The organism is Geodermatophilus sp. SYSU D00758 (assembly GCF_054049955.1).
On sequence record NZ_JBJGYK010000039.1, the window covers coordinates 1 to 23,260 of the forward strand.

Genomic DNA, 23,260 nt, shown 5'->3' on the forward strand with positions numbered 1-23,260 from the left:
CCCCCCCCGCCCCCCTCCGCGATCATCATGGGCAACTTCCCGGGTACACGCGCCGGCACGCCGCGGCGGCCGGCGACATCCCCATGATCACGGCCGGGAGGGGGCGCGCGGTGCCGGGAGCGGACGTCGGGACGGGGGTGGCCGCCGCCCGGGCGGCGTTCGCCGGCTGGTCGGCCACGCCGGCCGGCGAGCGGGCCCGCCACCTGGCGGCCCTGCGGCAGGTGCTGCTCGACCGCGGCGAGGAGGTGGTCGCCGCGGTCGCCGCCGAGACGGGCCGGCACCCGGCCGACATCGCCGTCGCCGAGGTCCTGCACGCCGCGGCGCACCTGGACTGGCTGGCCCGGCACGCGCCCGCCGTCCTCGCCGGTCGCCGCACGGTCGCCTGGCCGCTGCTGGCCAAGCGGGTCGAGGTCCACCAGCGCGCCCGGGGCGTCGCGGCGGTCCTGGCGCCGTGGAACTACCCCTTCCTGCTGGCGCTGCTGCCGGTGACCACGGCCCTGGCCGCCGGCTGCAGCGTCGTCCTCAAGCCCTCGGAGCACACGCCGGCCTCCGGCGCGCTGGTCGCCCGGCTCGCCGCCGAGGCCGGCCTGCCGGCCGGGGTGCTGCAGGTGGTGCAGGGCGGTGCCGACGTCGGGGAGCGGCTGGTCACCGCGGACGTCGACGTGGTGGCGGTGACCGGGTCCGCGGCCACCGGCCGGCGGGTGGCCGAGCTGGCCGCGCGGCGGCTGACCCCGGTGGTCGCCGAGCTGGGTGGCTCCGACGCGATGCTCGTCCTCGAGGACGCCGACCTGCGGCGGGCGGCCCGGGCCGCGGCCTGGGGGAGCTGCTTCAACGCGGGCCAGTCCTGCGTGGCGGTCGAGCGGGTCTACGTGGTCGAGGGCGTGCACGAGGCGTTCGTCGCCGAGCTGGAGCGGGCCGTCGACGGGCTGGCCGTGGGCGGGCAGGGCCGGCGCGACATCGGACCGGTGGTGCTGCCGGGCATCGCCGCGCGGGTGGAGCGGCAGGTCGCCGCCGCGGTGGCCGCCGGGGCGGTGCTGCGCCGCGGTGGTCACCGGGTGCGGATCGGGGGCCGCGAGTACGTCGAGCCCACGCTGCTCACCGGCGTCCCGCAGGACTGCGCGCTGGTGCAGGAGGAGACCTTCGGGCCGGTGCTGCCGGTGCTCGCGGTGCCCGACGAGGAGGCGGCGGTGCGGCTGGCGAACGACTCGCCGTTCGGCCTGTCGGCGTCGGTGTGGACCGCCGACCGGGCCCGGGGCCGGCGGCTGGCCGCCCGCCTGCGGGTCGGTGCGGTGGCGGTCAACGACTGCCTGGTCAACTACGCCGCGCCGGGCCTGCCCTTCGGCGGCCGCGGCGCCTCGGGCACCGGGCGGCAGGGCGGCGCGGAGGGGTTGCTGGCCTACTGCGCGTCGCAGAGCGTGACCGACAGCCGGTTGCGCCCTCCGCGGGAGGCCCAGTGGTTCCCGCGGGTGGGCGGCCCCCGGCTGTGGCTCGCCGTGGCCCGGCTGGTCTACGGCCGCGGCTCACCGGGCTCCCCCGTGCGGTCCCGGACCCGCCGCTCGGCAGCGGTGAGCGGGTCGTCCCCGCTGGTGTAGGCCTCGATGAGCGCCCGGGTCGGGTAGCCGGCGGCCTCCTCCTCCTGCAGCTTGCGGGCGAAGGCGCCGGACCGGATGTCGTCGAGCACCGCACGGAAGTGCCGCTCCAGGCCCTCGGCGTCCTGGCCCATCGTGCCCAGGAAGCCGCCGAACATGGCGACCAGGCCGTGCGAGCGCACCGACTCGAAGAAGCCGAGGTCGGCCATCGAGCTGATGACCCGCGACATCTCGCCGGACATGTACAGCTCGCAGGCCATCGCCTCGGGCGGGATGCCGGCCTCCACGCCCAGCCGGAACGCCAGCTGGAAGGTGCTGCCCAGGTAGGAGCCGACGCTCTGCTCGACGAACAGGTCCAGCGTCGCCTCCTGCTCGGCCGACAGCCGCAGCGCCCCGCGGCGCAGCGACCCCGCCGCGGCGGCGAGGGCCAGCAGCCGGCTCTCGGCCTTGCCGGTGGCGTCCTGCTCCACGCCGACGTAGCTGAGGAACCCCTCGCCGGCGAGGTAGCGGGTGCGCACGTCCGCGCCGAGCATCCGCGGGGCCAGCAGCAGGGCGTCGACGTCCTCCGGGACCTCGACGAGCCCGTAGGCCAGCACGTACCCGGAGCCGAAGCAGACCGCCGCCCCTGGCGCCAGGCTCGGCGCCACGGCCGCGCGGTGCACCGCCGGGATCACCTCGTCGGGGAGCAGCACGTAGACGACGCCGGCCCCGGCGACCGCCTCCGCCGGGTCGACCGCGCGGAACCCCTCCGCGGCGGCCCGCTGCCGGTAGCCGTCGTCGACGTTGCCGACCGTGACCGCCAGGCCGCTGTCCCGGAGGTTGAGCGCCATCGACCGGCCGAGGTGGCCGTAGCCGAGGACCGCCACGCGAGCGCCCTCCAGCGCGGCCGGGTCGGCGTCGGCCTCGGTGTAGAACACGGTCTCCTCGGAGGTCATGCGTGCTGCTCCCGTCCCGGGCCGAGCCCGTCCGTCTGTGGTCCCGCCCGCTCGTCGGCCGCCCCGCCGGGGAGCACCTGCACCACGTCGCCGACCGGTCCGGCGACCGCGAGCGAGGCCACGTGCCCGGGCGGTGCGGACAGCGCCCGCAGCCGCAGCCGCCGCGGGAGGGTGGGGTCCCCGGGCCAGCTGACCAGCCGGGGCGGGGCCCCGGGGGCGCTCACCCGGAACGCGCGCGGGCGCACCACCCCGGCGCCGCCGGTGGCCTTCAGGACCGCCTCCTTGCGGGTCCACAGGGTCAGGGCGCGCACCAGGGCACCCGTCCCGTCGTCGTCCGGCCCGGCCGCCCAGCCGTGCTCCCCGGGGGCGGCGGCCACCCGGAGCACGCCGGCGGGCCCGACCCGGGCGCCCGGGCCCGCGACGTCCTCGGCGTCCACGCCGAGCGGCGAGTCCAGCGCGAGGGCGACCGCGACCCACCCGCCCGCGTGCGAGACCGAGACCTGCAGGCGGGGTGCGCCGGCGACCCGGGGCGGCCCGTGCGCGGGCGAGCCGCAGCGGCGGCAGCAGCGGGCGACCCGGACCCCGTCCGGTGCCCGGCCCAGGGCGGCCGCGGCCGCGGCCCGCAGCGGTTCCTCGCCGCCGAGGACCGCCCAGTGCACGACGACCCGGCCCGGCACCAGCGGGAGGACCGGCCCGGGTGCCCGTGCGCCGGTCAGCGGCGGAAGCGGGACGTGCGCGAACCCGAGGTCTGCTGCATGTCCTGCTTGAGGTGGGAGAACATCAGCCACCCGGTCGCCGCCGGCACGATGACGTGCAGCGCGTGCCCGATCCGGTCCAGCCGCTCGGCCCGCTCCTTCTCCGCGCGGCTGAGCGGGCGGGTCGTGCCGCCGCCCTCGGGTGCGTGCTCCTCGTAGATCTTGTCGCCCCTGCGGCGGACGCTCCTGGCCGCCACCGCGGCGGCGAGCGCGACGCCGGTCACCACGGCCCGCCCGGTGTCCTCCGGGCCCTCCGTCAGCCACCGCGGCACGCCGTTCTCGTCGAGTGGCTTGCCCTCGAAGCGCACCAGGCCGACGCCCACGACGTAGGCGGTGACCGCACCCGCGGTCAGGCCGCGGCTGGCCTTCCAGGCGGCGTCGACCACCCGGGCCCGCTCGGCGGGGTCGTCGATGGCCCCGCCCACCCCGCGCAGGATCGTCCCCAGCCCGGCCAGCGAGCTGCCCCACCAGGCGGCCAGCCCCATGTCGCGGATGGCGCGGAAGTCCCGCTCGGCCCGTTCGCTGATCTCACCCTTCTTGCCCACTGCTCCTCCTCGTGTGCCGGTGGTGCGTCCGTCGTCCCCGTGCGGTGGACCGGCGCGGCCGTCGCCGGGATCGGTGCCGGTACCGGCCGGTCGGGCGGGTGTGCTCCCGCGCCCGGTGCGGTGTGCCGCCTCCCGTGGCAGAGTGACCTCTGCCACACCTGGTGGCAAGTTTTGCGCAGTAACAAGGATCTCGGCCGGGAGGGGGAGCCGCACGGTGGACCCGCCGACCGCCCGATCCCGGCCGGCGCCGGATGCCGGCCGGCGCGCGGTCCTCCGGGAGCTCTACGAGGACGTGCTCGGTGCCCGGGACGTCGACCAGCACGAGGGCTTCTTCGTCCTCGGCGGGTCCTCGCTGCTCGTCGAGGTCCTCCTCGAGCGGGTGGCCGAGCGCACCGGCGTCGTCGTCCCGCTCGAGGGCTTCTACGCCGACCCCACGCTCGCCGGGCTGCGAGCCCTGGTCGCCGGCGCGGAGGCGGGCCGGGGGGATCCACCTCCGGGACGCTTCGACCTGCCGTCGGCGCTGGCCGCCGCCGCCGCGCCCGACCCGTCGCGCCCCGCGGTGACCGGGCCGGACGGGGAGCTGTCCTACGCCGAGGTCCGCGACCTGGCCGCGGCGGCGCACGAGGCCGCGGTGCGTGCGGGGGTGGACGGCCGGGGCGCCGAGCCCCGGGGGCTGCCGGTGCCGACGTCGGTGGCCGGGGCCCGTGCCGTCCTCACCGCCCTGGCCGGGCGGGTGCCGCTGCTGCTGCTCGATCCCCGGGCCCCGGAGCCCGAGCGGCGGCGGGCCGAGGAGCTGTTCACCGGTGAGGCCCGCCCCGGCGGGCTGCTCGCGGACCGCGCGGCCGTGCTCGGCTATGCCACGTCCGGGTCCACCGGCCGGCCCAAGGTGGTGCTCGTCCCCCTCGACGGCACGCTGGAGAACCGGGCCGCCCAGGCCGCCGACCTCGGCCTGGGCCCGGCCGACCGGCTGCTGCTCACCGCGCCCCTCCACCTCGGGTACGGGCTGGGGGCCGGCCTGCTCGCCGGCCTGCTGGGCGGGGCCGGGGTGGTCCTCCCGCCCGTCCCGCTCACCCCCGCCGGGCTGCGCGGGTGCGCCGAGCGGCACCCGGTCACCGTCACGGTCGGCGTCGGCCTGGCCTACCGCCTCCTGCTGGCCTCGGGCGCCGCCCTGCCGGCGCTGCGGCACGCGGTCGTCGGCGGCGAGCCCCTGCCCCCCGCGCTGGCCCGGGAGTGGGCCGACCGGGTGGGGGTGCCGCTCAGCGACGCCTACGGCGCCAGCGAGGTCGGGCACGTGAGCTCGGTGGCCGCTGCCCCCGGGACGGCGGGCCGGCCGCTGCCCGGGGTGCGGCTCCGGGTGCGGGACCCGGGCGGCCCGCCGCGGGAGACCGGGACCGGGGAGCTCCTGGTCAGCTCCCCGGCGCTGGCGCTCGGCTACGCCGGCGAACCCGAGCAGACCACCGCACGCTTCCACGCCGGCTGGTTCGCCACCGGCGACCTCGCCGAGCTGCGCGCCGACGGGCACCTGGTCCTGCGCGGGCGGCTGGACGACCAGCTCACCGTCGGCGGCTCCACCGTCGACCCGCGCGAGGTCGAGGAGGCCTGCCGGGAGGCGCTCGGGCTGGCGGACTGCGCCGTCGTCGGGGTGCCGCTTGCCTCGGGCCGGACCGAGGTGTGCGCCTACGTGGTCGCCGACCGGCCGGTGGGCCGTGCCGACGTGGTGCAGGCCCTGGCCGGCCGGATCAGCGCGCACAAGATCCCCAGCCGGGTGGTGCAGCTCGAGGCGCTGCCCCGCGGACCGCAGGGCAAGCTCGCCCGGGCGGAGCTGCCGCGGTGAGCGCGGCCCCGCGCCGGCCGCCGGTCGCGGGCGACCCCGCGGTCGCCGCACGGGTCGCCGCCGGCTCCCTCGCGGACGTGCCGCTGGAGGTGCTGCGGGCCGGGCTGCGGCTGCCGCTGCACGACCACCTGGGTATCGAGCTGGTCGGCCTGGACCCGGTGCGGGTCGACCTGCCACTGACCGACCGCACCCGCACCGCCACCGGGCCGCTGCACGGCGGCGCCCTCGCCGCGCTCGTCGACGTCGCCGGCAACGTGGCCGCCGCGACCAGCGGCGCGGTGGACGTCACCCGCTCCGGGCTGGTGACGGCGCGGGCGGAGATCGACTTCCGGGGCCAACCGGCCGGCCGGCGGGTGCGCGCCGAGGCGGGCGTGCTGGAGGCGGTGCGGCGGACCGTGCGCACCACCGTCGAGGTCCGCGACGAGGGCGGACGGCTGGTCGGCCGGGCCGTGGTGACCTCGCGGGTGCTGCCCGGCGCCGGCGTGCCGGGGACCGGCCTGGGGGACGGCGCGTGCTGAGCACCACCGTCGAGCGCGCCCCCTCCTGGCCCGAGCGGGTGCTCGCCCTGGCCGAGCGGATGCGCCCGGGGAGCGTGCTGGACCCGCGGTGCGCCGTCCGCCGGGCCTTCGCCTTCGACCGGCCGCCGGACCTGGGTCTGCTCGCCGCGGCGCTCACCGCGGTCGCCGAGCGGCACGACGCCGTCCGGACCGTCCCCCGGGCCGACGGAGGGCGGGTCCGGCTCGCCGTGCGCCCGCCGGAGCCGGTACCGGTGCCGGTCGGCCGGCTCCCCGTGGACGCCACGGACGCCGACGTGCACGCCGCGGTGCTGGCCGCCGCCACCGCGCCCTTCGACCTCGCCGCCGGCCCGCTGCTGCGCGCGGTCTGGCTGCCCCGCGGCACCGGCGGCGTGCTCGTGCTGGCCCTGCACCACTGGGCCGGGGACGCCGCCGCCCTCGACGCGCTGCAGCGCGAGACCGCCGACCTCTACGCCGCGCTCGGCACCGGCCGGGACCTCCCCCCGCCCCCGCCCGGCTACGCGGCGGCCGCCGCGCGCCCGCCGGCCGCCCCCGCGACCGAGGCCGCGGAGCGCGCCTGGTGGCGGGCCGAGCTGGCCGGCCTGCGCCGCGCGTCGCTGCCGGTCACCGGGCCCGGCCGTACCGGCGGGGCCACGCGGCTGCTGGCCCGCCCGCTGGACCCGGCCGCCTCGGCGGCGCTGCTGCGGCTCACCGCGGTGCACCGGGCCTCCCCGGCGATGGTGCTGCTGGCCGCCCTCGGCGGGCTGCTCGAGGACGGCCGGGAGGCCGGGAGCCGGCTGGACGCCGGCGTCTTCACGGTGACCGGGACCCGCACGGGGCCGGCGCGGCGGGCGGTCGGCTTCCTGTCCGAGCCGCTGCCCCTGCGGCTGCGGCTGGACCGCGACGCCCCGCTGGGTGCCGCGGTCGCCGCCGTGCGGCAGACCGTCCTGGCCGCCACCGCCCACCGTGCGATGCCGTTCCTCCGGCTGCTGGAGGCCGAGCCCCGGCTCGCGGTGGCCCTCCTGCGCGGCCGGCGCCCGGCCACGCTGGTGCAGTACTTCGCCCTGCCCGACCTCGACCTGGGCGGCCGGCGCGGCCGGGTGCTGGCCACCTTCCCGGCGGGGGCCGGCGACGAGGCCCACCCGTGGGTGCTGCCGGTCGACCTCGACCTCACCGTGGAGCGGCGCGCGGACGAGCACAGCGCCGGGGTGCTGTTCGACCCCGGCCTGTGGGACGCCGCCGCGGTCGACGCGGCGCTCGACCGGCTGGCCGGCGTCCTGGTGCACGGCCTGGCCACCCCCGACCGGCCGCTGGCCGCCCTCTCCGGGGGAGGAGCCCCGTGACCGCGCCGTCCCGCACCCCGCCGCCTCCCGCCGCGCCTCCGGCCGACTGGTTCCCGCTCGCCCTGCCCGGGGTCCCGGACGGGCCCGGACGGGCCGCGGCGCTGGCCGCCAAGCGGGCGCGCGCGCCGGTCGAGCCGGTGGCGGCGTTCGGCCCGGGCGCGCCGGCGTGGGTGGTCTACCGCCACGACGACGCCGCCGCCGTCCTGGCCGACGAGGCCGGCTTCTCCCTGGGCGTGGTCGACGAGCGCTACCGGGCGGTGCTCGGCGGGTCCGTGCTCACCGCCGCCCCGCGGGCCCGGCGCGCACTGCGCCGGGTGCTGGCCCCCGCGCTGCAGCCCGACGACCCGCAGGTGGCGGCGCTGGTCCGGGCGGTCGCCGCCGAGCGGGTGGCCGCGCTGCCGGAGGGGGCGGCCCCGGTCGACCTGGTGCCGGAGCTGGCCGGTCAGGTGCCCGCGCGAGTGCTCACCCGGCTGCTCGGCCTGCCCGAGGAGGACTGGGTGGACCTGGCCGGGCTCGCCTCGGCGGCGGCCGGGTTCCTGACCGACCCCCGGGGCGCGGTCCGGGCCGCCCGGGCGCTGCGCCGGACCTTCGCCGCGCGGCTGCGCGAGCCCACCGGGGGGCTGGTCGGCGCCCTGGCCACCGCCGACGTCGACGGCGCCCCGCCGGCCGAGGAGGAGGCGGTGGCCGCGCTGCTGCTGCTCGTCTGGGCCGGCACCGAGACCGCCGCGCCGGCCATCGCCACCTGCCTGTACGCCCTGCTCACCCACCCCGCGGAGGGGGCGGCGGTGCGCGCCGACCCCGGCCGGGCCGGCGCCGCCGTCGACGAGGCGCTGCGCTGGGAGGCGCCGGTGCAGGTCACCTCGCGGCGGGCGGAGCGGCCGGCCCGGATCGGCGGCACCCCCGTGCCCGCGGGCGCGACGGTGCTGGTGCACCTGGGGTCGGCCAACCGCGACGAGCGGCGGTTCCCCGAGCCGGACCGGTTCCTCCCGGACCGGCCCGCCGCCGGCCACCTGGCCTTCGGCACCGGCGTGCACCGCTGCCTCGGCCGGCGGCTGGCCCGCGCCGAGGTGGCCGCCGTGGTCCAGGAGCTGCTCGCGGCCGCCCCGGGCCTGCGCGCGGCGGCCGGGACGCCCGCCCCGGAGGGCGCGGTGCTGCGCAGCCCCCGCCGGCTGCTGGTGCACCTGCGCTGAGGACGACCCGACGACACGCTGCCAACCGACATCCTGCGAACCGGAGGACGGATGCGACAGGTCCCGCTGACGCCCACGATGACCCTCGGCGAGGTGCTGGCCACCGCGACCGAGCACGCCGGCGACGCCCGGCTGGTCGCCGACGGCGAGGAGGTGCCCCTCCGCACGCTCACCGGGCGGGCCGCCGAGCGCGCGGCCGCCCTGCGCGGGGCCGGCCTCGGCCCGGGGGACCCGGTCGGCCTGCTGCTGCCCAACGGCGTCGGCTACGTCGAGGCCTTCCTCGCCACGGTGCTGCTCGGCGGTGTCGTCGTGCCGCTCGACGCCGGGCTGACCGACCGGGAGCTGGCCGAGGTGGCCGCGGTGACCGGGCTGCGGGCCACCGTGGCCGAGCGGGAGCTGCCGGCCGCCGGCGCCCGGGTCGACGTGCGGCTGTCCGGCGGGGCCTGGCGGGTGCCCGGCGACCCCGAGCCGGTGCCGGGGCCGCCGGCCGCCCGCCGGCGGACCGACCCGGCCGCGGTCTTCGCCACCTCGGGCACCACCGGGGCCCCGAAGCCGGTGACCCTCACCCACCACGGGCTCGTCGGCCCGCTGGTCGCGCTGCAGCGGCTGCACCGGGACTTCTTCGCCGGCTCCCCGCTGACCCGGGTGCGGCGGGTCGCGACGGTCACCGCCCGGCACGGCACGAAGCTGCTGCGCGCCGCCGGCCGGCAGACCTGGCTGACCGCCAGCCCGCTGCGCAGCATGGCCGGCCACCAGGTGCTCACCGGCTCGCTGCTGCTCGGCCACGACCTGGTGACCACCCGCAGCTCGTCCCCCCGCCGCCTGCTGGAGCTGGTCGACCGGCACCGGGTGAACGTGCTGGCCGGCACGCCGGCGGTGGTGGAGCTGCTGCTGCGGGTGGAGGACCTGGCCCCCTACGACCTCTCCTCGCTGCTGGTGATCGGCGTCGGCGGCGGCCCGGCCGCACCCGACCTGGTCGAGCGGGCCCGCGACCGGTTCGGGTGCGCGGTGACCGTCGGCTACGGCTCCACCGAGCTCGGCGGCGGGGTCCTCGCCACCCGGCTGGAGGACCCGCTGCGCACGCAGGCCGAGACGGTCGGGCGGCCCTTCCCCGGCGCCCGCGTGCGGGTGGTCGACGACGCCGGCGCCGAGGTGGCCGACGGCACGCCCGGCGAGCTGCACGTGCTCCTCCCCGGCGCCGACGGGGACGGCGGCTGGCGGGCCACCGGGGACCGGGCGGTGCGGCACCCCGACGGCACCGTGGCGATCCTCGGGCGCACCGACGACCTCGTCGTGCGCGGCGGGCAGAACGTGCACCCGCTGGAGGTCGAACGGGTGGTCACCGGGCTGCCCGGGGTGGCCGGCTGCGCGGTCGTCGGCGTCCCGGTGCGCGGTGACGCGCAGCTGTGGGCGTTCGTCGTCCCGGCCGAGGGGCGGCAGGTCGCGCCGGACGACGTCCGGCGGCACTGCCGGGCCGAGCTGTCCCCGGCCAAGCAACCCGACCGGGTGCGGGTCGTCGACTCCGTGCCGGTCAACGAGTACGGGGAGGTCCGCCGCCACCTGCTGCGCGAGCGCGCGCTGGCCGAGCTGGCCGGTCACCGGGCGGAGGCCGCCCGGTGACCGCGGGCCCGCTGTCGCTCCCGCAGTTCCGCGACCACCTCGCCGGGCAGCTCGACGTCGACCTCTCCGGCGCCGGCCCGGGCAGCCGGCTGGCCGACGACCTCGAGCTGGACTCGGTCCAGCGGCTGGAGGCGCTCGTCGCCGTCGAGGACCTCGGCGTCGAGCTGGCCGACGACAGCGTCGGCCCCGAGCAGACCCTCGGCGGCCTCCACCGGCTCTACCTGGCCGCCCTCGACGCCGGGAGCCCCCCGCCGCCGGCGCCGTGACCGCTGGCCCCCCGCCGCCGTGACCGCTGGCCCTCGGCATCGTGGCCGCTGGCCCCCGCCGCCGTGATCATGGGCATCGTGCCGGGGACACGCACCGGCACGCCGCGGCGGCCCGCCACATCCCCATGATCACGGCGGGGTGCGGCGGAAGGGGTCCCGGCGGGGCGCGGCTGGCCGGCCCGGGGCTACAGCTGCCGGATCAGGTGCCGGTGGAACACCGCCCCCCGGTGCAGCGCGTCCACCCGGATCCGCTCGTCGGCCGCGTGCAGCGCGGCCAGCTCGGCGGCGGTGAGGTCGAAGGGCATGAACCGGTAGACGCTGTCGCTGATCGCGTGGAAGTGCCGGGCGTCGCTGGCCTGCACCATGACGTACGGCGCCACGGCGGCCTCCGGGTACACCGCCCGGACCGCCGAGGTGAGCGCGGCGAAGGCCGCGTTGTCCGTGCGGGAGACCGGTGACGGGTCCTCCCCGTCGACCACCCGCACCTCCACCGCCGGGTCGTCGACCACCCGGCGCAGCCGCTCGACCGTCGAGGCCACCGTCTCCCCGAGGGCGATGCGCACGTCCAGGTGCGCGCGGGCCCGGGTCGCGAGCACGTTCCGGGCCCGGCTGCCCTCCAGCTGCGTGACCGCCGCCGTCGTGCGCACCAGGGCGTTGGCCTCCCGGCCGGCCCGCGCCAGCAGGGGCCCGAGCAGCGGCCGCAGCAGCGGGGCGTGGGCGAACAGCGCCCGGTACCCGGGGGTGGCGGCGCGGCCGAGCGCGTCGACCATGCCGAGGACGACGTCGTCCACGCGGGCCGGGAACGGGGCGCGGTCGACCCGCAGCACCGCCCTGGCCAGGCGCGCGGTCGCGCCCCCGGGCACCGGCGCGGAGGCGTGCCCGCCGGGGTCGGTCACCGACAGCTCGACCCCGGCCCGTCCCTTCTCGGCCAGGCCGACGACGGCCACCTGCCCGGCGACCCCGGGGAACACCCCGCGCACCACCGCCCCGCCCTCGTCGAGCACCATCCACGGCCGGACGCCGAGCCGCCGCAGCTCGGCCACCGCCAGGCGGGCGCCCTCCCCGGCGACCTCCTCGTCGTGGCCGGAGGAGACCCACACGTCCCGGGCGGGGACGAAGCACTCCGCGGCCAGCGACTCCACGGCCTCGAGGACGGCGACCAGGCTGCCCTTGTCGTCGATCGCGCCGCGCCCGTGCACCACCCCGTCGGCGACCCGCCCGGAGAACGGGTCCCCCGACCACGCCTGGCCCTCGACCGGGACGACGTCGTGGTGGGCCATGAGCACCAGCGGGTCCGCCGGTGCGCGGCCGGGCCAGCGGTACAGCAGGGCGCCGTCGCCGAGCAGCCGGCGCTCCATCACCCGGTGGGCGTGCGGGTAGAGCTCGGCGAGCCGCTCGCGGAACCGGGCGAACGCCGCCCGGTCCACCGCGTCGGGGTCCCGGGAGGAGACCGTCGGGATCCGGATCAGCTCGCCGAGCCGCTCGGCCGCGGCCGCGGCGTCCAGGCCGGTGGCGTCGGCGGGGTCGGTGCCGACGGGGGCCGGCCGGAACCGGGTGACCCTCCGGGCGGAGGCCGCGACCGCCCCGGCCGCCACGGCGCACCCGGCCAGCAGCGCCCGCCTCACGGCGCGGCCACCGGGGCCGGTGCCGGGTCGGCGAACGCCCGGCGCGGCACCAGCAGCAGGGCGAGCGCGGCCAGCAGCGCCGTCCCGCCGCAGACGGACCACACGGTCACGTAGCCGCCCAGCGAGCCGGCCGTGCCCGCCGTCCCGTCCGCCAGCGTCGGCGCGCCGGTGGCCAGCGCGACGGCGAAGGTGGCCGAGGCGAACGTCCCGCCGAGCACCTTGGTGGTGTTGGTCAACCCGGTGGCCACGCCGGTGCGGCCCGCCGGGGCGGCCGCGGCCGCGGCCGCGGGCAGCGCGGCGACCAGGGCCCCCGACCCGGCGCCGGCGACCACCATGCAGGCCAGGACCTGGGGCAGCGTCGTCGAGAACGGCACCAGCAGCAGGTACCCGGTGCCGGTCAGGACCGCCGCCCCGACCAGCGTGCCGCGCGGGCTGGTCCACGCCGACACGCGGGCGAACAGCAGCGCGCCGACCAGCAGGGAGACGACGTAGCCGCCGATCACGACCGAGACCGAGCCGGTCGACAGCCCCAGGCCGTAGCCGTACACCGCCGGGTCGGTGCGGGCGTAGGTCGACAGCGGGCCCTGCGCCCCGAGCACGCTGACGCCGAACAGGCCGGCGGTGAGCTGCACCGGCCACATCGCCGGGTCGCGGAACAGCCGGGGGTCGACCAGCGGGTCGGGCCGGCGCAGCTCGAACCGGACGAACGGGACCACGAGCAGCACCCCCGCCGCGGTGAGCAGCCACGGCCACGCGGCGCCGTCGGCCAGCCGGACGGCGGTCAGCCCCCCGGTGACCACGAGCAGCACCAGCGCCAGCAGCACCGCGCCGCCGCTGTCGACCCGGCCGTCGCCGCGGGCACCTGCCTCCGGCACCCGGAACGCCACGACCAGGCACACCCCCACCACCAGGACCGCGGGGACGGCCAGCAGCAGCTGGACCCGCCCGGCCAGCGCCGTCCCGAGCTGCCCGGCGCCGAGAGCGCCGACGATGGCCCCGGCCTGCAGCGCGGCGACGATCGCGCCGGTGGCCCGCCGGGTGCGGGCGGCGGTGTCCGGCAGCCCGCGCGCCCGGGCGTGGATGAGCGCCACCTGCAGCGGCAGCCAGGCCGTGTAGACGCCCTGCACCGCCCAGGCGACGAGGAACACCGGGAAGGAGGACGCGACCGCGAGCGTGGCGGTGGCCACCGCGGTGACCACCGCCGAGGCCAGCAGCACGCGCCGGTGGCCGTGCACGTCACCCAGCTTCGCCAGCACCGGCACGGCGATGGCCGACAGCATGAGCTGGGCGGCCTCCAGCCAGTTGACGTCGGCGTCGGTGATCGACAGGTGGCGGGCGATGTCGGTGAGCAGCGGGACGTAGTAGCCCTGCAGCACCCCGCTGGTGAACTCGACGGCGACCAGCCAGCCGACCAGCCCGCCGCCGAGCCGGCCGGCTCCGCGGACCCCGCGCGTCCGTGCCACCGTCGGCCCTCCCGCTGCCCTGCGTCGCCAGAGTCGCCGGAGAGTAGCCCCCGGGCGGCCACCCGGGCCCCCCGCCACCACGGACGGGCGACCCCCGGGTGACGGCGGCGTTACGCGACCGTGACGGTCGGATCGGTGACAGGTCTTGACGGGAGCCGGTTGTTAGCGCTCACACTGGTGGCCCCCGCCACGGTCGGGGCCTGCGCTCGCGGGAGCGCGCAGAGACACTCAGAAGGAGTTCACGTGCGAAGCAAGCTCGGTGTGACCGCCGCGGGCGCCGTCCTGGCGCTCGGCCTGGCGGCCTGCGGCGGCGAGGGCGCCGGCGGGAGCGGCGGGGCCGGCGGCGACGCCGCGCCCGAGGACCTGCTGGTCGGCGTCTCGATGCCGACCCAGACCTCGGAGCGGTGGATCGCGGACGGCAACTCCGTGCAGGAGCAGCTGGAGGAGGCCGGCTACCAGGTCGAGCTCCAGTACGCCGGCGACGACATCCCCACCCAGTCGCAGCAGATCGACCAGATGATCACCGAGGGTGCCGACCTGCTGATCATCGCGGCCATCGACGGGACCGCGCTCTCCAGCCAGCTGGAGAACGCCGCCGCCAACAACATCCCGGTCATCTCCTACGACCGGCTGATCCGCGACAGCGAGAACGTCGACTTCTACGTCAGCTTCGACAACTTCCAGGTCGGCGTCGCCCAGGCGAACGCCCTGCTGACCGGCCTCGGCATCCTCGACCGAGAGGGTGAGCGCACCGACGTCACCGGGCCGTTCAACGTCGAGCTGTTCGCCGGCTCGCTGGACGACAACAACGCGCACTTCTTCTACGAGGGCGCCATGTCGGTCCTGCAGCCGCTCATCGACGAGGGCGTCCTGGTCGTGAAGTCCGGCCAGACCTCGATCGAGCAGATCGCCATCCTGCGCTGGCAGCAGGAGACCGCCCAGCGGCGGATGGAGGACCTGCTGACCTCCTCCTACAACGACGGCTCCGTGGTCAACGGCGTCCTCTCGCCCTACGACGGCCTGTCCCGCGGCATCATCACCGCGCTGCAGAACGCCGGCTACGGCACGCCGGAGAAGCCGATGCCGGTCATCACCGGTCAGGACGCCGAGATCGCCTCGGTGAAGCTGATCGCCGACGGTGTCCAGGGCTCCACCATCTTCAAGGACACCCGGCTGCTGGCCGAGCAGGCCGTCGTCGCCGCCGAGGCCTTCCTCGAGGGCGAGGAGCCGGAGGCCAACGACACGACCACCTACGACAACGGTGTGAAGGTCGTCCCCTCCTACCTGCTCCCGGTCGAGACCGTCTACGCCGACAACATCCAGCAGGTGCTGGTCGACTCGGGCTACTGGACGGCCGAAGAGGTCGCCAGCGGCCAGGCGGACTGACCTCCCGCCTCCCCCGACCCGGCCGGGTCCGGCAGCACGGCTGCCGGGCCCGGCCGGCTCCACCGGGCGGACGGCGGCCCCACCGCGGCCGCACCGCCCGTGTCCCACCCGCCGGGTGCCGCACATCCGGTCCACACCACCGCGGGCGCGCAGGACGCACGCGACGAGGACGGAGTCCCATGGGCGACCACATCCTGGAGATGCGCTCCATCACCAAGACCTTCCCCGGCGTCAAGGCGCTCGAGGACGTCAACCTGGCCGTGGAGCGCGGGGAGATCCACGCGATCTGCGGCGAGAACGGCGCGGGCAAGTCCACGCTGATGAAGGTCCTGTCGGGGGTCTACCCGGCGGGCAGCTACGACGGCGAGATCGTCTTCGACGGCTCCCCGGTCCGCTTCGGCGGGATCCGCGACAGCGAGCACGTCGGCATCGTGATCATCCACCAGGAGCTCGCCCTGGTGCCCTTCCTGTCGATCGCCGAGAACATCTTCCTGGGCAACGAGCGGCGCGGCCGCGGCGGGCTGATCGACTGGAACAAGGCGCACGCCGAGGCCGACGAGCTGCTCCGGTCGGTCGGCCTGCACGAGAACCCCGAGACCCCGGTCGGCCAGCTCGGCGTCGGCAAGCAGCAGCTGGTCGAGATCGCCAAGGCGCTGTCGAAGGACGTGCGGCTGCTCATCCTCGACGAGCCGACCGCCGCGCTCAACGACACCGACTCCGAGCACCTGCTCGGCCTGCTGCGCGCGCTCAGGGATCGCGGCATCACCTGCATCATGATCTCGCACAAGCTCAACGAGATCACCGCGATCGCCGACAACGTCACCGTCATCCGCGACGGGCGGACCGTCGAGACGCTGAGCCTGCACGCCGGCGAGGTCACCCAGGACCGGATCATCCGCGGCATGGTCGGCCGCGACCTGGAGAGCTACTACCCCGAGCGGGAGTCGCACCCCGGCGAGGAGGTGCTCCGGGTCGAGGACTGGACCGTCTGGCACCCGACCCAGGACCGCAAGGTCGTCGACGGTGCGTCCTTCGACGTCCGCGCCGGCGAGGTCGTCGGCATCGCCGGGCTCATGGGCGCCGGCCGCACCGAGCTGGCCATGAGCATCTTCGGCCGGTCCTACGGCCGGAACATCAGCGGCCGGCTGTTCATGCACGGCAAGGAGGTCCGCGCGCGCAACGTCGCCGAGGCCATCGACGCCGGCATCGCCTACGCCACCGAGGACCGCAAGCGCTACGGCCTGAACCTGATCGAGGACATCCGGCGCAACGTCTCCGCCGCCGCCCTGGGCAAGCTCTCCCGCAAGGGCTGGGTGAACGGCAACGAGGAGATCAAGGTCGCCGAGGACAGCCGGCGCAGCATGAACATCAAGGCGCCGAGCGTCACCTCGATCGTCGGCAAGCTCTCCGGTGGCAACCAGCAGAAGGTCGTGCTGTCGAAGTGGCTGTTCACCGACCCGGACGTGCTCATCCTCGACGAGCCCACCCGCGGCATCGACGTCGGTGCCAAGTACGAGATCTACACGATCATCAACCGGCTGGTCGCCGCCGGTAAGGCCGTCGTCGTCATCTCCTCCGAGCTGCCCGAGCTGCTCGGCACCTGCGACCGCATCTACACCCTCTCGGCCGGCCGGATCACCGGCCAGCTGCCCGTCCGCGAGGCCACCCAGGAGAACCTCATGGAGCTCATGACCAAGGAGAAGGAGCTCGTCGGATGACCAGGACCGCTCCTCCGCAGAACGAGGACTTCTCGCCGCAGTCCGCCCCGGCCGCCACGACGCGCTCGACCGGCAGCGACCTGCGCGGCCTGTTCAGCACCAACCTCCGGCAGAGCGGCATCTACATCGCCTTCGTGGCGATCGTCGCGCTGTTCGCCGTGCTCACCGGCGGCACGCTGCTGCAGCCCGGCAACATCACCAACATCATCCTCCAGTACTCCTACATCCTGGTGCTGGCGATCGGCATGGTCATCGTGATCATCGCCGGGCACATCGACCTGTCGGTCGGCTCGGTGGTGGCGCTGACCGGCGCGGTCTCGGCGGTGCTGGTCATCCGCGAGGGGCTGCCGTGGTGGGTCGGCGTGCTCGCCGCGATCGCGGTGGGGCTCGCCGTCGGGGCGTGGCACGGGTTCTGGGTGGCCTACGTCGGCATCCCGGCGTTCATCGTGACCCTCGCCGGCATGCTGCTGTTCCGCGGTCTGACGCTGCAGGTGCTCGACAACATCTCGCTCTCGCCGTTCCCGCGGGAGTACTCGCGCATCGCCGCCGGCTTCCTCAACGGCCTGCTCGGCGGGTACGGCTACGACGCCTTCACCCTGCTCATCGGTGCCGTCGCCGTCGCCGGGTACGCGGTCAGCCAGTGGCGGGCGCGCAGCGCGAAGATCCGCTACCAGCAGCCGGTGGAGTCCTTCCCGCTGTTCGTCGCCAAGATCGTCGTGGTCGGCGCCGTGGTCATGGCCTTCGCCTGGCAGCTCGCGCACGCCCGCGGCCTGCCGATCGTGCTGATCATCCTCGCGGTGCTGATCCTCGCCTACGGGCTGATCACCAAGAAGACCGTCTTCGGCCGGCAGGTCTACGCCATCGGCGGCAACCTGGCCGCCGCGACGCTCTCGGGCGTCAAGGTGAAGGCGGTCAACTTCTGGATCTTCGTGAACATGGGCTTCCTGTCCGCGGTCGCCGGGATCATCTACTCCTCGCGGTCCAACGGGGCCCAGCCCGCCGCCGGCAACATGTTCGAGCTCGACGCGATCGCCGCCGCGTTCATCGGCGGGGCCGCCGTCACCGGTGGTGTCGGTACGGTCGTGGGCGCCATGGTCGGCGGGCTGATCATGGCGGTGATGAGCAACGGCATGCAGCTCATGGGGGTCGAGCAGCAGATCCAGTCGGTGGTGAAGGGCCTGGTCCTGCTGCTGGCGGTCGCGTTCGACGTCTACAACAAGCGCCGCGCCGGCGCCTCCCGCTGATGTCCGTGGCGGCCCCGCGGGGCACCCGCGGGGCCGCTCCGGGCGGCGGCCGGCCCGCGGCGGCCCGGAGAGGGGGGACGGCGGTGCACCCGCGGGGGCTGGCGATGTCCGACGTCGCCGCGCGCGCCGGGGTGTCCCACCAGACCGTCTCCCGGGTCATCAACGGCCACCCGAACGTCGCCCCGCACACCCGCGAACGGGTGGAGCGGGCCATCCGCGAGCTGGGCTACCGGCCCAACACCGCGGCGCGGGCCCTGGTCACCGGCTCGACCCGCACCTTCGGCTTCGTCACGGTGAACATCAACCAGTACGGCCCGGCGCAGACGATGGTCGGCCTGGAGCAGGCCGCCCGGGCCGCGGGGTACTCGCTGTCGGTCACCGTCCTCGACGAGGCCACCGCCGACGCGATGCGCGACGCCGTCGACCGGCTCGTCGGGCAGTCGGTCGACGCCGTGGTCGCCCTGGGCACCTACGACGACGCCGCCGAGGCGCTGCACGAGATCTCCGCGCCCGTGCCGCTGGTGTCGGTGCAGAGCGGCGGATCGACGGTGGAGCCCGCGGTCGGCGTGGACCAGGTGGCCGGCGCGCGGCTGGCCACCCGCCACCTGCTCGACCTCGGCCACCGCACCGTGCACCACGTGACCGGCCCGGCCGACTCGCAGGAGGCCCGCGACCGCGTGGCCGGGTGGCGGGCCGAGCTCGCCGCGGCCGGGGCCGCGGTGCCCGAGGTGCTGGCGGGGGACTGGACGCCGTCCTCCGGCCACGCCGCGGGCCGGCGGCTGGCCGCGCGGGTGCGCCGGGGCGACGACGTGACCGCCGTGTTCCTGGCCAACGACCAGATGGCCCTGGGCCTGCTCGCGGCCTTCCACGAGGAGGGTCTGGAGGCCCCGCGGGACGTCAGCGTCGTCGGCTTCGACGACCTGCCGGAGTCGCCGTACTTCACCCCGCCGCTGACCACGGTCCGCCAGGACTTCGCCGAGCTCGGCCGTCGTGGCGTCGCCCTGGTGCTCGCCCGGCTCGAGGGGCGCGAGCTGCACCCGGACCCGGTGCCGCCCACGCTGCTGGTGCGCGCGAGCAGCGGGCCCGTGCCCCACCGCGGGTGAGGGCGGCGGGTCCTGTTAGCGCTAACATCCGGTGGACGCCGCCTCGCCGCGGTCGACCGGACCGCTGGAACCAGTCCTGCTCCCGGACCCGGAAGGCTCTCCTGACATGACGACGGACGCCGGCATGCCCCCGGGTGCGGCGATCACCGCGGGTCGCACGGCCCTGGGGATCGAGCTGGGGTCGACCCGCATCAAGGCCGTGCTGATCGGGCCGGACCACGCCGCGCTCGCCGTCGGCACCCACGACTGGGAGAACCAGCTCGTGGACCGGCTGTGGACGTACTCCCTGGACGCCGTCTGGACCGGCGTGCGGGAGAGCGTCGCGGCCCTGGCCGACGACGTGCGGCGGCGCCACGGGGTGGAGCTGGCCGGCGTCGGCGCGCTCGGGGTGTCGGCGATGATGCACGGCTACCTGGCGTTCGACGCCGACGGCGAGCTGCTCACGCCGTTCCGCACCTGGCGGAACACCAACACGGGGCGAGCGGCCGAGCGGCTCAGCGCGGAGTTCGGCCACAACATCCCGCACCGCTGGAGCGTCGCCCACCTCTACCAGGCGATCCTGGACGGCGAGGAGCACGTCGGTCGGCTGGGCCACCTGACGACCCTGGCCGGCTACGTGCACTGGCAGCTCACCGGCCAGCGGGTCCTCGGCATCGGCGACGCCAGCGGCATGTTCCCGGTCGACAGCGGCACCGGCGGGTGGTCCACCGCGATGCTGACCCGGTTCGACCGGCTCGCGGCCGAGGCGGGGGCGGAGCTGACCCTCGCGGACCTGCTGCCGGCGATCGCTCGTGCCGGCCGGCCCGCAGGCACGCTGACCGAGGCGGGGGCGCGGCTGCTCGACCCCACCGGGCGGTTGCGTCCCGGCACCCCGGTCTGCCCGCCGGAGGGCGACGCGGGGACGGGGATGGTCGCCACCAACTCGGTCGCGCCGCGCACCGGCAACGTCTCGGCCGGGACCAGCGTCTTCGCCATGGTGGTGCTCGAGCACGCGCTCGGCGGGGTGCACCGCGAGCTCGACCTGGTCACCACGCCCGCCGGGGACCCGGTGGCGATGGTGCACTGCAACAACGGCGCCAGCGAGCTGGAGGCGTGGGTCGGGCTGTTCGCCGAGTTCGCCCGCGCGATCGGCGCCCCGGCCGACCCGCCGGCGGTCTTCGAGACCCTGTTCGCCGCCGCGCTCGACGGTGCCGACGACTGCGGCGGGCTGCTCGCATACAACTACCTCTCCGGCGAGCCGATCACCGGCTTCGAGGAGGGGCGGCCGCTCTTCCTGCGGTCCCCGGACAGCCGGTTCGACCTCGCCACCTTCGTGCGGACCCAGCTGTTCGCCTCCCTGGCCACGCTCCGGATCGGCATGGACGTGCTGCTGCAGACCGAGGGCGTGCGCCTGGACCGGATGTTCGCCCACGGGGGCCTGTTCAAGACCCGGGGTGTGGCGCAGCGCTTCCTGGCCGCGGCGATCGACACGCCGGTCTCCGTCGGGGACGTCGCGGCCGAGGGCGGCGCCTGGGGCATGGCCGTCCTCGCCGCCTTCGCCACCCGGCGCTCCCCGGAGCAGGGCCTGGCCGACTACCTGGACACCGTCGTCTTCACCGGCACGAGCCTGCAGACGGCCGACCCCGACCCGCGGGACGTCGCCGGCTTCGACGCGTTCATGCGCCGCTACGTCGCCGCGCTCCCGGTCGAGCGGGCCGCCGTGGACTCCGTGGCGATCGGCTCCCGGCGGGCCGCGCCGCCCACCGCGGACGTCGACCCCGTGCCGTCCGCCCCGATGCCGTCCACCACGACCGAGGAGCTGCCCGCGTGAGCGCCACCGTCCCCGCCCGCACCGAGCGCGGCACCCACCGCGCGCAGCGCGAGCACGTCGCCGCGCTGCACACCTACCTGACCCGCTACGACCTGGTGACCTGGACGTCGGGCAACGTCTCGGAGCGGGTCCCGGGCGAGGACCTGTTCGTCATCAAGGGCAGCGGCGTCGAGTACGACGAGCTGACCTGGGAGGGGGTCACCGTCTGCGACCTCGACGGCAACGCCGTCGACGGGGTGAAGAAGCCCTCCAGCGACACCGACGCGCACGCCTACGTCTACCGGCACATGCCCGAGGTCAACGGCCAGGTGCACACCCACAGCCCCTACGCCACCGCGTGGGCGGCCCGCGCGGAGGAGATCCCGTGCGTGCTCACCGCGATGGCCGACGAGTTCGGCGGGCCGGTCCCCGTGGGCCCGTTCGCGCTCATCGGGGACGACTCGATCGGCCGCGGGATCGTCGAGACGCTCGCCGGCTCCCGGTCCCCGGCGGTGCTGATGCGCAACCACGGCGTGTTCACCGTCGGCCCGTCGGCCAAGGCCGCCGTGAAGGCCGCCGTCATGACCGAGGACGTCGCCCGGACGGTGCACCTGTCCCGCCAGCTCGGCGAGCCCCTGCACATCGCGCGCGCCGACGTCGACTCGCTCTACGCCCGCTACCAGAACGTCTACGGACAGTGAGGAAGGCAGCTGTGACGCGCACGGACCCCTACGCCGGGGCAGAGGTCTGGTTCCTGACCGGCAGCCAGGGGCTCTACGGCGAGGAGACCCTGCAGCAGGTCGCCGGGCAGTCCCAGCGGGTGGCCGCCGCGCTCGAGGCGTCCGACGCGGTGCCGGCCCGGGTGGTGTGGAAGCCGGTGCTCACCGACGCCGGCGCGATCCGCCGCGCGATGGGGGAGGCCAACGAGGACCCGGCCTGCCTCGGCGTCATCACCTGGATGCACACCTTCTCCCCGGCGAAGATGTGGATCGCCGGGCTGGACGCGCTGCGCAGGCCGCTGCTGCACCTGCACACCCAGGCCGACGCCGCCCTGCCGTGGGCGACGATCGACATGGACTTCATGAACCTCAACCAGGCCGCGCACGGCGACCGGGAGTACGGGTTCATCCTCACCCGGCTGCGCCAGCCGCGGACGACGGTCGCCGGCCACGTCTCCAGCCCGCGGGTGCAGGCCCGCGTCGGCTCCTGGGTGCGCGCGGCCGCCGGTGCCGCCGCCGCGCGGTCGCTGAAGCTGGCCCGCTTCGGCGACAACATGCGCAACGTCGCGGTGACCGAGTCGGACAAGGTGGAGGCCGAGATCCGCTTCGGCGTCTCGGTGAACACCTGGGGCGTCAACGACCTCGTCCAGGTGGTCGAGGCGGTCGAGGGCAAGGCCGTCGACGCGCTGGTCGAGGAGTACGGCGACCTCTACGACATGGACGCCGACCTGCGCCCCGGGGGCGAGCGGCACGAGAGCGTGCGGTACCAGGCGCGGGTCGAGGCGGCGCTGCGCAGCTTCCTGGAGGACGGGGGCTTCGGCGCCTTCACCACGAACTTCGAGGACCTCGGCGGCCTGCGCCAGCTCCCGGGCCTCGCCGTCCAGCGGCTGATGGCCGACGGCTACGGCTTCGGCGGCGAGGGCGACTGGAAGACCTCGGCGCTGCTGCACGTGCTCAAGGTCGCCGGGCACGGCCTGCCCGGCGGCACCTCCTTCATGGAGGACTACACCTACCACCTGGAGGGCGACAGCCCGAAGGTCCTCGGCGCGCACATGCTCGAGGTCTGCCCGACCATCACCACCGAGCGGCCCCGGCTGGAGGTCCACCCGCTGGGCATCGGCGGCCGCGAGGACCCCGCCCGGCTGGTGTTCACCGCCGCCCCGGCCGCCGGTGTGGTGGTCGGCTGGTGCGACCTGGGCGACCGGTTCCGCTGGGTGGCGAACGAGATCGACGTCGTCGAGCCCGACGAGCCGCTGCCGAACCTGCCCGTGGCGCGGGCGGTGTGGCAGCCGCGGCCGGACTTCGCCACCGCGACCGAGGGCTGGCTGTCGGCCGGTGGGCCGCACCACACGGTGCTCTCCACCCAGCTGGGCGCCGACGAGCTCACCGACCTGGCCGAGGTGTTCTCCACGGAGCTGGTGCTCATCGACGCCGGCACCACGCGGCGGTCGCTGGCTCAGGAGCTGCGCTGGAGCGCCGCCTACCACCGCCTGGCCGGGGGGCTGTAGGGCACCCCGTCACCGCGTTGATCATGGGCTTCTTGCCGGGGACACGCGCCGACACGCCGTGACGGCCGGCGAGGTGCCCATGATCACCGCCCGGGCGGGGTGGCCGGAGCAGG

At 76.6% G+C, this 23,260-nt stretch carries 19 protein-coding genes; 14 read left to right on the top strand and 5 right to left on the bottom strand.

What is annotated here, in order from left to right; all coding sequences use genetic code 11:
* The first annotated feature begins 110 nt into the window (after window positions 1-110).
* Window positions 111-1,592, top strand: coding sequence for an aldehyde dehydrogenase family protein (locus tag ACI8AC_RS20695; RefSeq protein WP_456899722.1), 1,482 nt, complete (start codon window positions 111-113; stop codon window positions 1,590-1,592).
* Here ACI8AC_RS20695 and ACI8AC_RS20700 read toward each other — a convergent pair.
* From ACI8AC_RS20700 to ACI8AC_RS20710, 3 genes are read right to left on the bottom strand one after another with little or no spacing between them, the layout of a single operon-like run.
* Entirely contained in the window at window positions 1,508-2,524 is a 1,017-nt protein-coding gene (locus ACI8AC_RS20700) for an NAD(P)-binding domain-containing protein (protein WP_456899723.1), read from the bottom strand. The genes ACI8AC_RS20695 and ACI8AC_RS20700 overlap by 85 nt on opposite strands.
* Window positions 2,521-3,201, bottom strand: a complete 681-nt coding sequence (locus ACI8AC_RS20705; protein WP_456899724.1) for a 4'-phosphopantetheinyl transferase family protein — start codon at window positions 3,199-3,201, stop codon at window positions 2,521-2,523. The genes ACI8AC_RS20700 and ACI8AC_RS20705 overlap by 4 nt, the downstream gene beginning before the upstream one ends.
* 35 nt (window positions 3,202-3,236) lie before the next feature.
* Window positions 3,237-3,824 carry a hypothetical protein gene (locus ACI8AC_RS20710; protein ID WP_456899725.1) on the bottom strand — a complete coding sequence of 196 codons (588 nt, stop codon included), beginning with the start codon at window positions 3,822-3,824 and terminating at the stop codon, window positions 3,237-3,239.
* A gap of 214 nt (window positions 3,825-4,038) precedes the next feature.
* Here ACI8AC_RS20710 and ACI8AC_RS20715 point away from each other — a divergent pair, with 214 nt between their 5' ends.
* The 6 genes from ACI8AC_RS20715 to ACI8AC_RS20740 are packed head-to-tail and all read left to right on the top strand — an operon-like array spanning window position 4,039 to window position 10,592.
* A complete protein-coding gene (locus tag ACI8AC_RS20715; protein ID WP_456899726.1) occupies window positions 4,039-5,658 on the top strand; it encodes an AMP-binding protein in 1,620 nt (539 codons plus the stop codon).
* Complete coding sequence (locus ACI8AC_RS20720) at window positions 5,655-6,176, top strand: PaaI family thioesterase (RefSeq protein WP_456899727.1); 522 nt, start codon at window positions 5,655-5,657, stop codon at window positions 6,174-6,176. Before ACI8AC_RS20715 ends, ACI8AC_RS20720 begins: the two co-directional genes overlap by 4 nt.
* Entirely contained in the window at window positions 6,170-7,516 is a 1,347-nt protein-coding gene (locus ACI8AC_RS20725) for a condensation domain-containing protein (protein ID WP_456899728.1), read from the top strand. The genes ACI8AC_RS20720 and ACI8AC_RS20725 overlap by 7 nt, the downstream gene beginning before the upstream one ends.
* A complete protein-coding gene (locus ACI8AC_RS20730) occupies window positions 7,513-8,706 on the top strand; it encodes a cytochrome P450 (protein WP_456899729.1) in 1,194 nt (397 codons plus the stop codon). Before ACI8AC_RS20725 ends, ACI8AC_RS20730 begins: the two co-directional genes overlap by 4 nt.
* 51 nt (window positions 8,707-8,757) lie before the next feature.
* Window positions 8,758-10,326 (top strand): class I adenylate-forming enzyme family protein, encoded by a 1,569-nt coding sequence (locus tag ACI8AC_RS20735; protein ID WP_456899730.1) that lies wholly within the window; start codon window positions 8,758-8,760, stop codon window positions 10,324-10,326.
* Complete coding sequence (locus ACI8AC_RS20740) at window positions 10,323-10,592, top strand: acyl carrier protein (RefSeq protein WP_456899731.1); 270 nt, start codon at window positions 10,323-10,325, stop codon at window positions 10,590-10,592. Before ACI8AC_RS20735 ends, ACI8AC_RS20740 begins: the two co-directional genes overlap by 4 nt.
* Before the next feature lie 185 nt (window positions 10,593-10,777).
* Here the strand turns inward: ACI8AC_RS20740 and ACI8AC_RS20745 are convergent, their stop codons facing one another.
* Window positions 10,778-12,217, bottom strand: a complete 1,440-nt coding sequence (locus ACI8AC_RS20745) for a M20/M25/M40 family metallo-hydrolase (RefSeq protein ID WP_456899732.1) — start codon at window positions 12,215-12,217, stop codon at window positions 10,778-10,780.
* A complete protein-coding gene (locus ACI8AC_RS20750; RefSeq protein WP_456899733.1) occupies window positions 12,214-13,680 on the bottom strand; it encodes an MFS transporter in 1,467 nt (488 codons plus the stop codon). Before ACI8AC_RS20750 ends, ACI8AC_RS20745 begins: the two co-directional genes overlap by 4 nt.
* 243 nt (window positions 13,681-13,923) lie before the next feature.
* Here ACI8AC_RS20750 and chvE point away from each other — a divergent pair, with 243 nt between their 5' ends.
* The 7 genes from chvE (at window position 13,924) to araA (ending at window position 23,147) form a co-directional block, all read left to right on the top strand.
* A complete protein-coding gene (gene chvE / locus ACI8AC_RS20755; RefSeq protein ID WP_456899734.1) occupies window positions 13,924-15,066 on the top strand; it encodes a multiple monosaccharide ABC transporter substrate-binding protein in 1,143 nt (380 codons plus the stop codon).
* 179 nt (window positions 15,067-15,245) lie between these two features.
* Window positions 15,246-16,784: a multiple monosaccharide ABC transporter ATP-binding protein gene (mmsA, locus tag ACI8AC_RS20760; RefSeq protein ID WP_456899735.1), complete on the top strand. Its 1,539-nt coding sequence runs from the start codon at window positions 15,246-15,248 to the stop codon at window positions 16,782-16,784.
* Window positions 16,781-18,028, top strand: a complete 1,248-nt coding sequence (gene mmsB / locus ACI8AC_RS20765; RefSeq protein WP_456899736.1) for a multiple monosaccharide ABC transporter permease — start codon at window positions 16,781-16,783, stop codon at window positions 18,026-18,028. Before mmsA ends, mmsB begins: the two co-directional genes overlap by 4 nt.
* A gap of 83 nt (window positions 18,029-18,111) precedes the next feature.
* A complete protein-coding gene (locus tag ACI8AC_RS20770) occupies window positions 18,112-19,131 on the top strand; it encodes a LacI family DNA-binding transcriptional regulator (protein ID WP_456899737.1) in 1,020 nt (339 codons plus the stop codon).
* Window positions 19,132-19,237: 106 nt separating this feature from the next.
* A complete protein-coding gene (locus ACI8AC_RS20775) occupies window positions 19,238-20,941 on the top strand; it encodes a xylulokinase (protein ID WP_456899738.1) in 1,704 nt (567 codons plus the stop codon).
* Window positions 20,938-21,621 carry an L-ribulose-5-phosphate 4-epimerase gene (locus ACI8AC_RS20780; RefSeq protein WP_456899739.1) on the top strand — a complete coding sequence of 228 codons (684 nt, stop codon included), beginning with the start codon at window positions 20,938-20,940 and terminating at the stop codon, window positions 21,619-21,621. The genes ACI8AC_RS20775 and ACI8AC_RS20780 overlap by 4 nt, the downstream gene beginning before the upstream one ends.
* An 11-nt stretch (window positions 21,622-21,632) precedes the next feature.
* Entirely contained in the window at window positions 21,633-23,147 is a 1,515-nt protein-coding gene (gene araA, locus ACI8AC_RS20785) for an L-arabinose isomerase (RefSeq protein ID WP_456899740.1), read from the top strand.
* The last annotated feature ends 113 nt before the right edge of the window (window positions 23,148-23,260 follow it).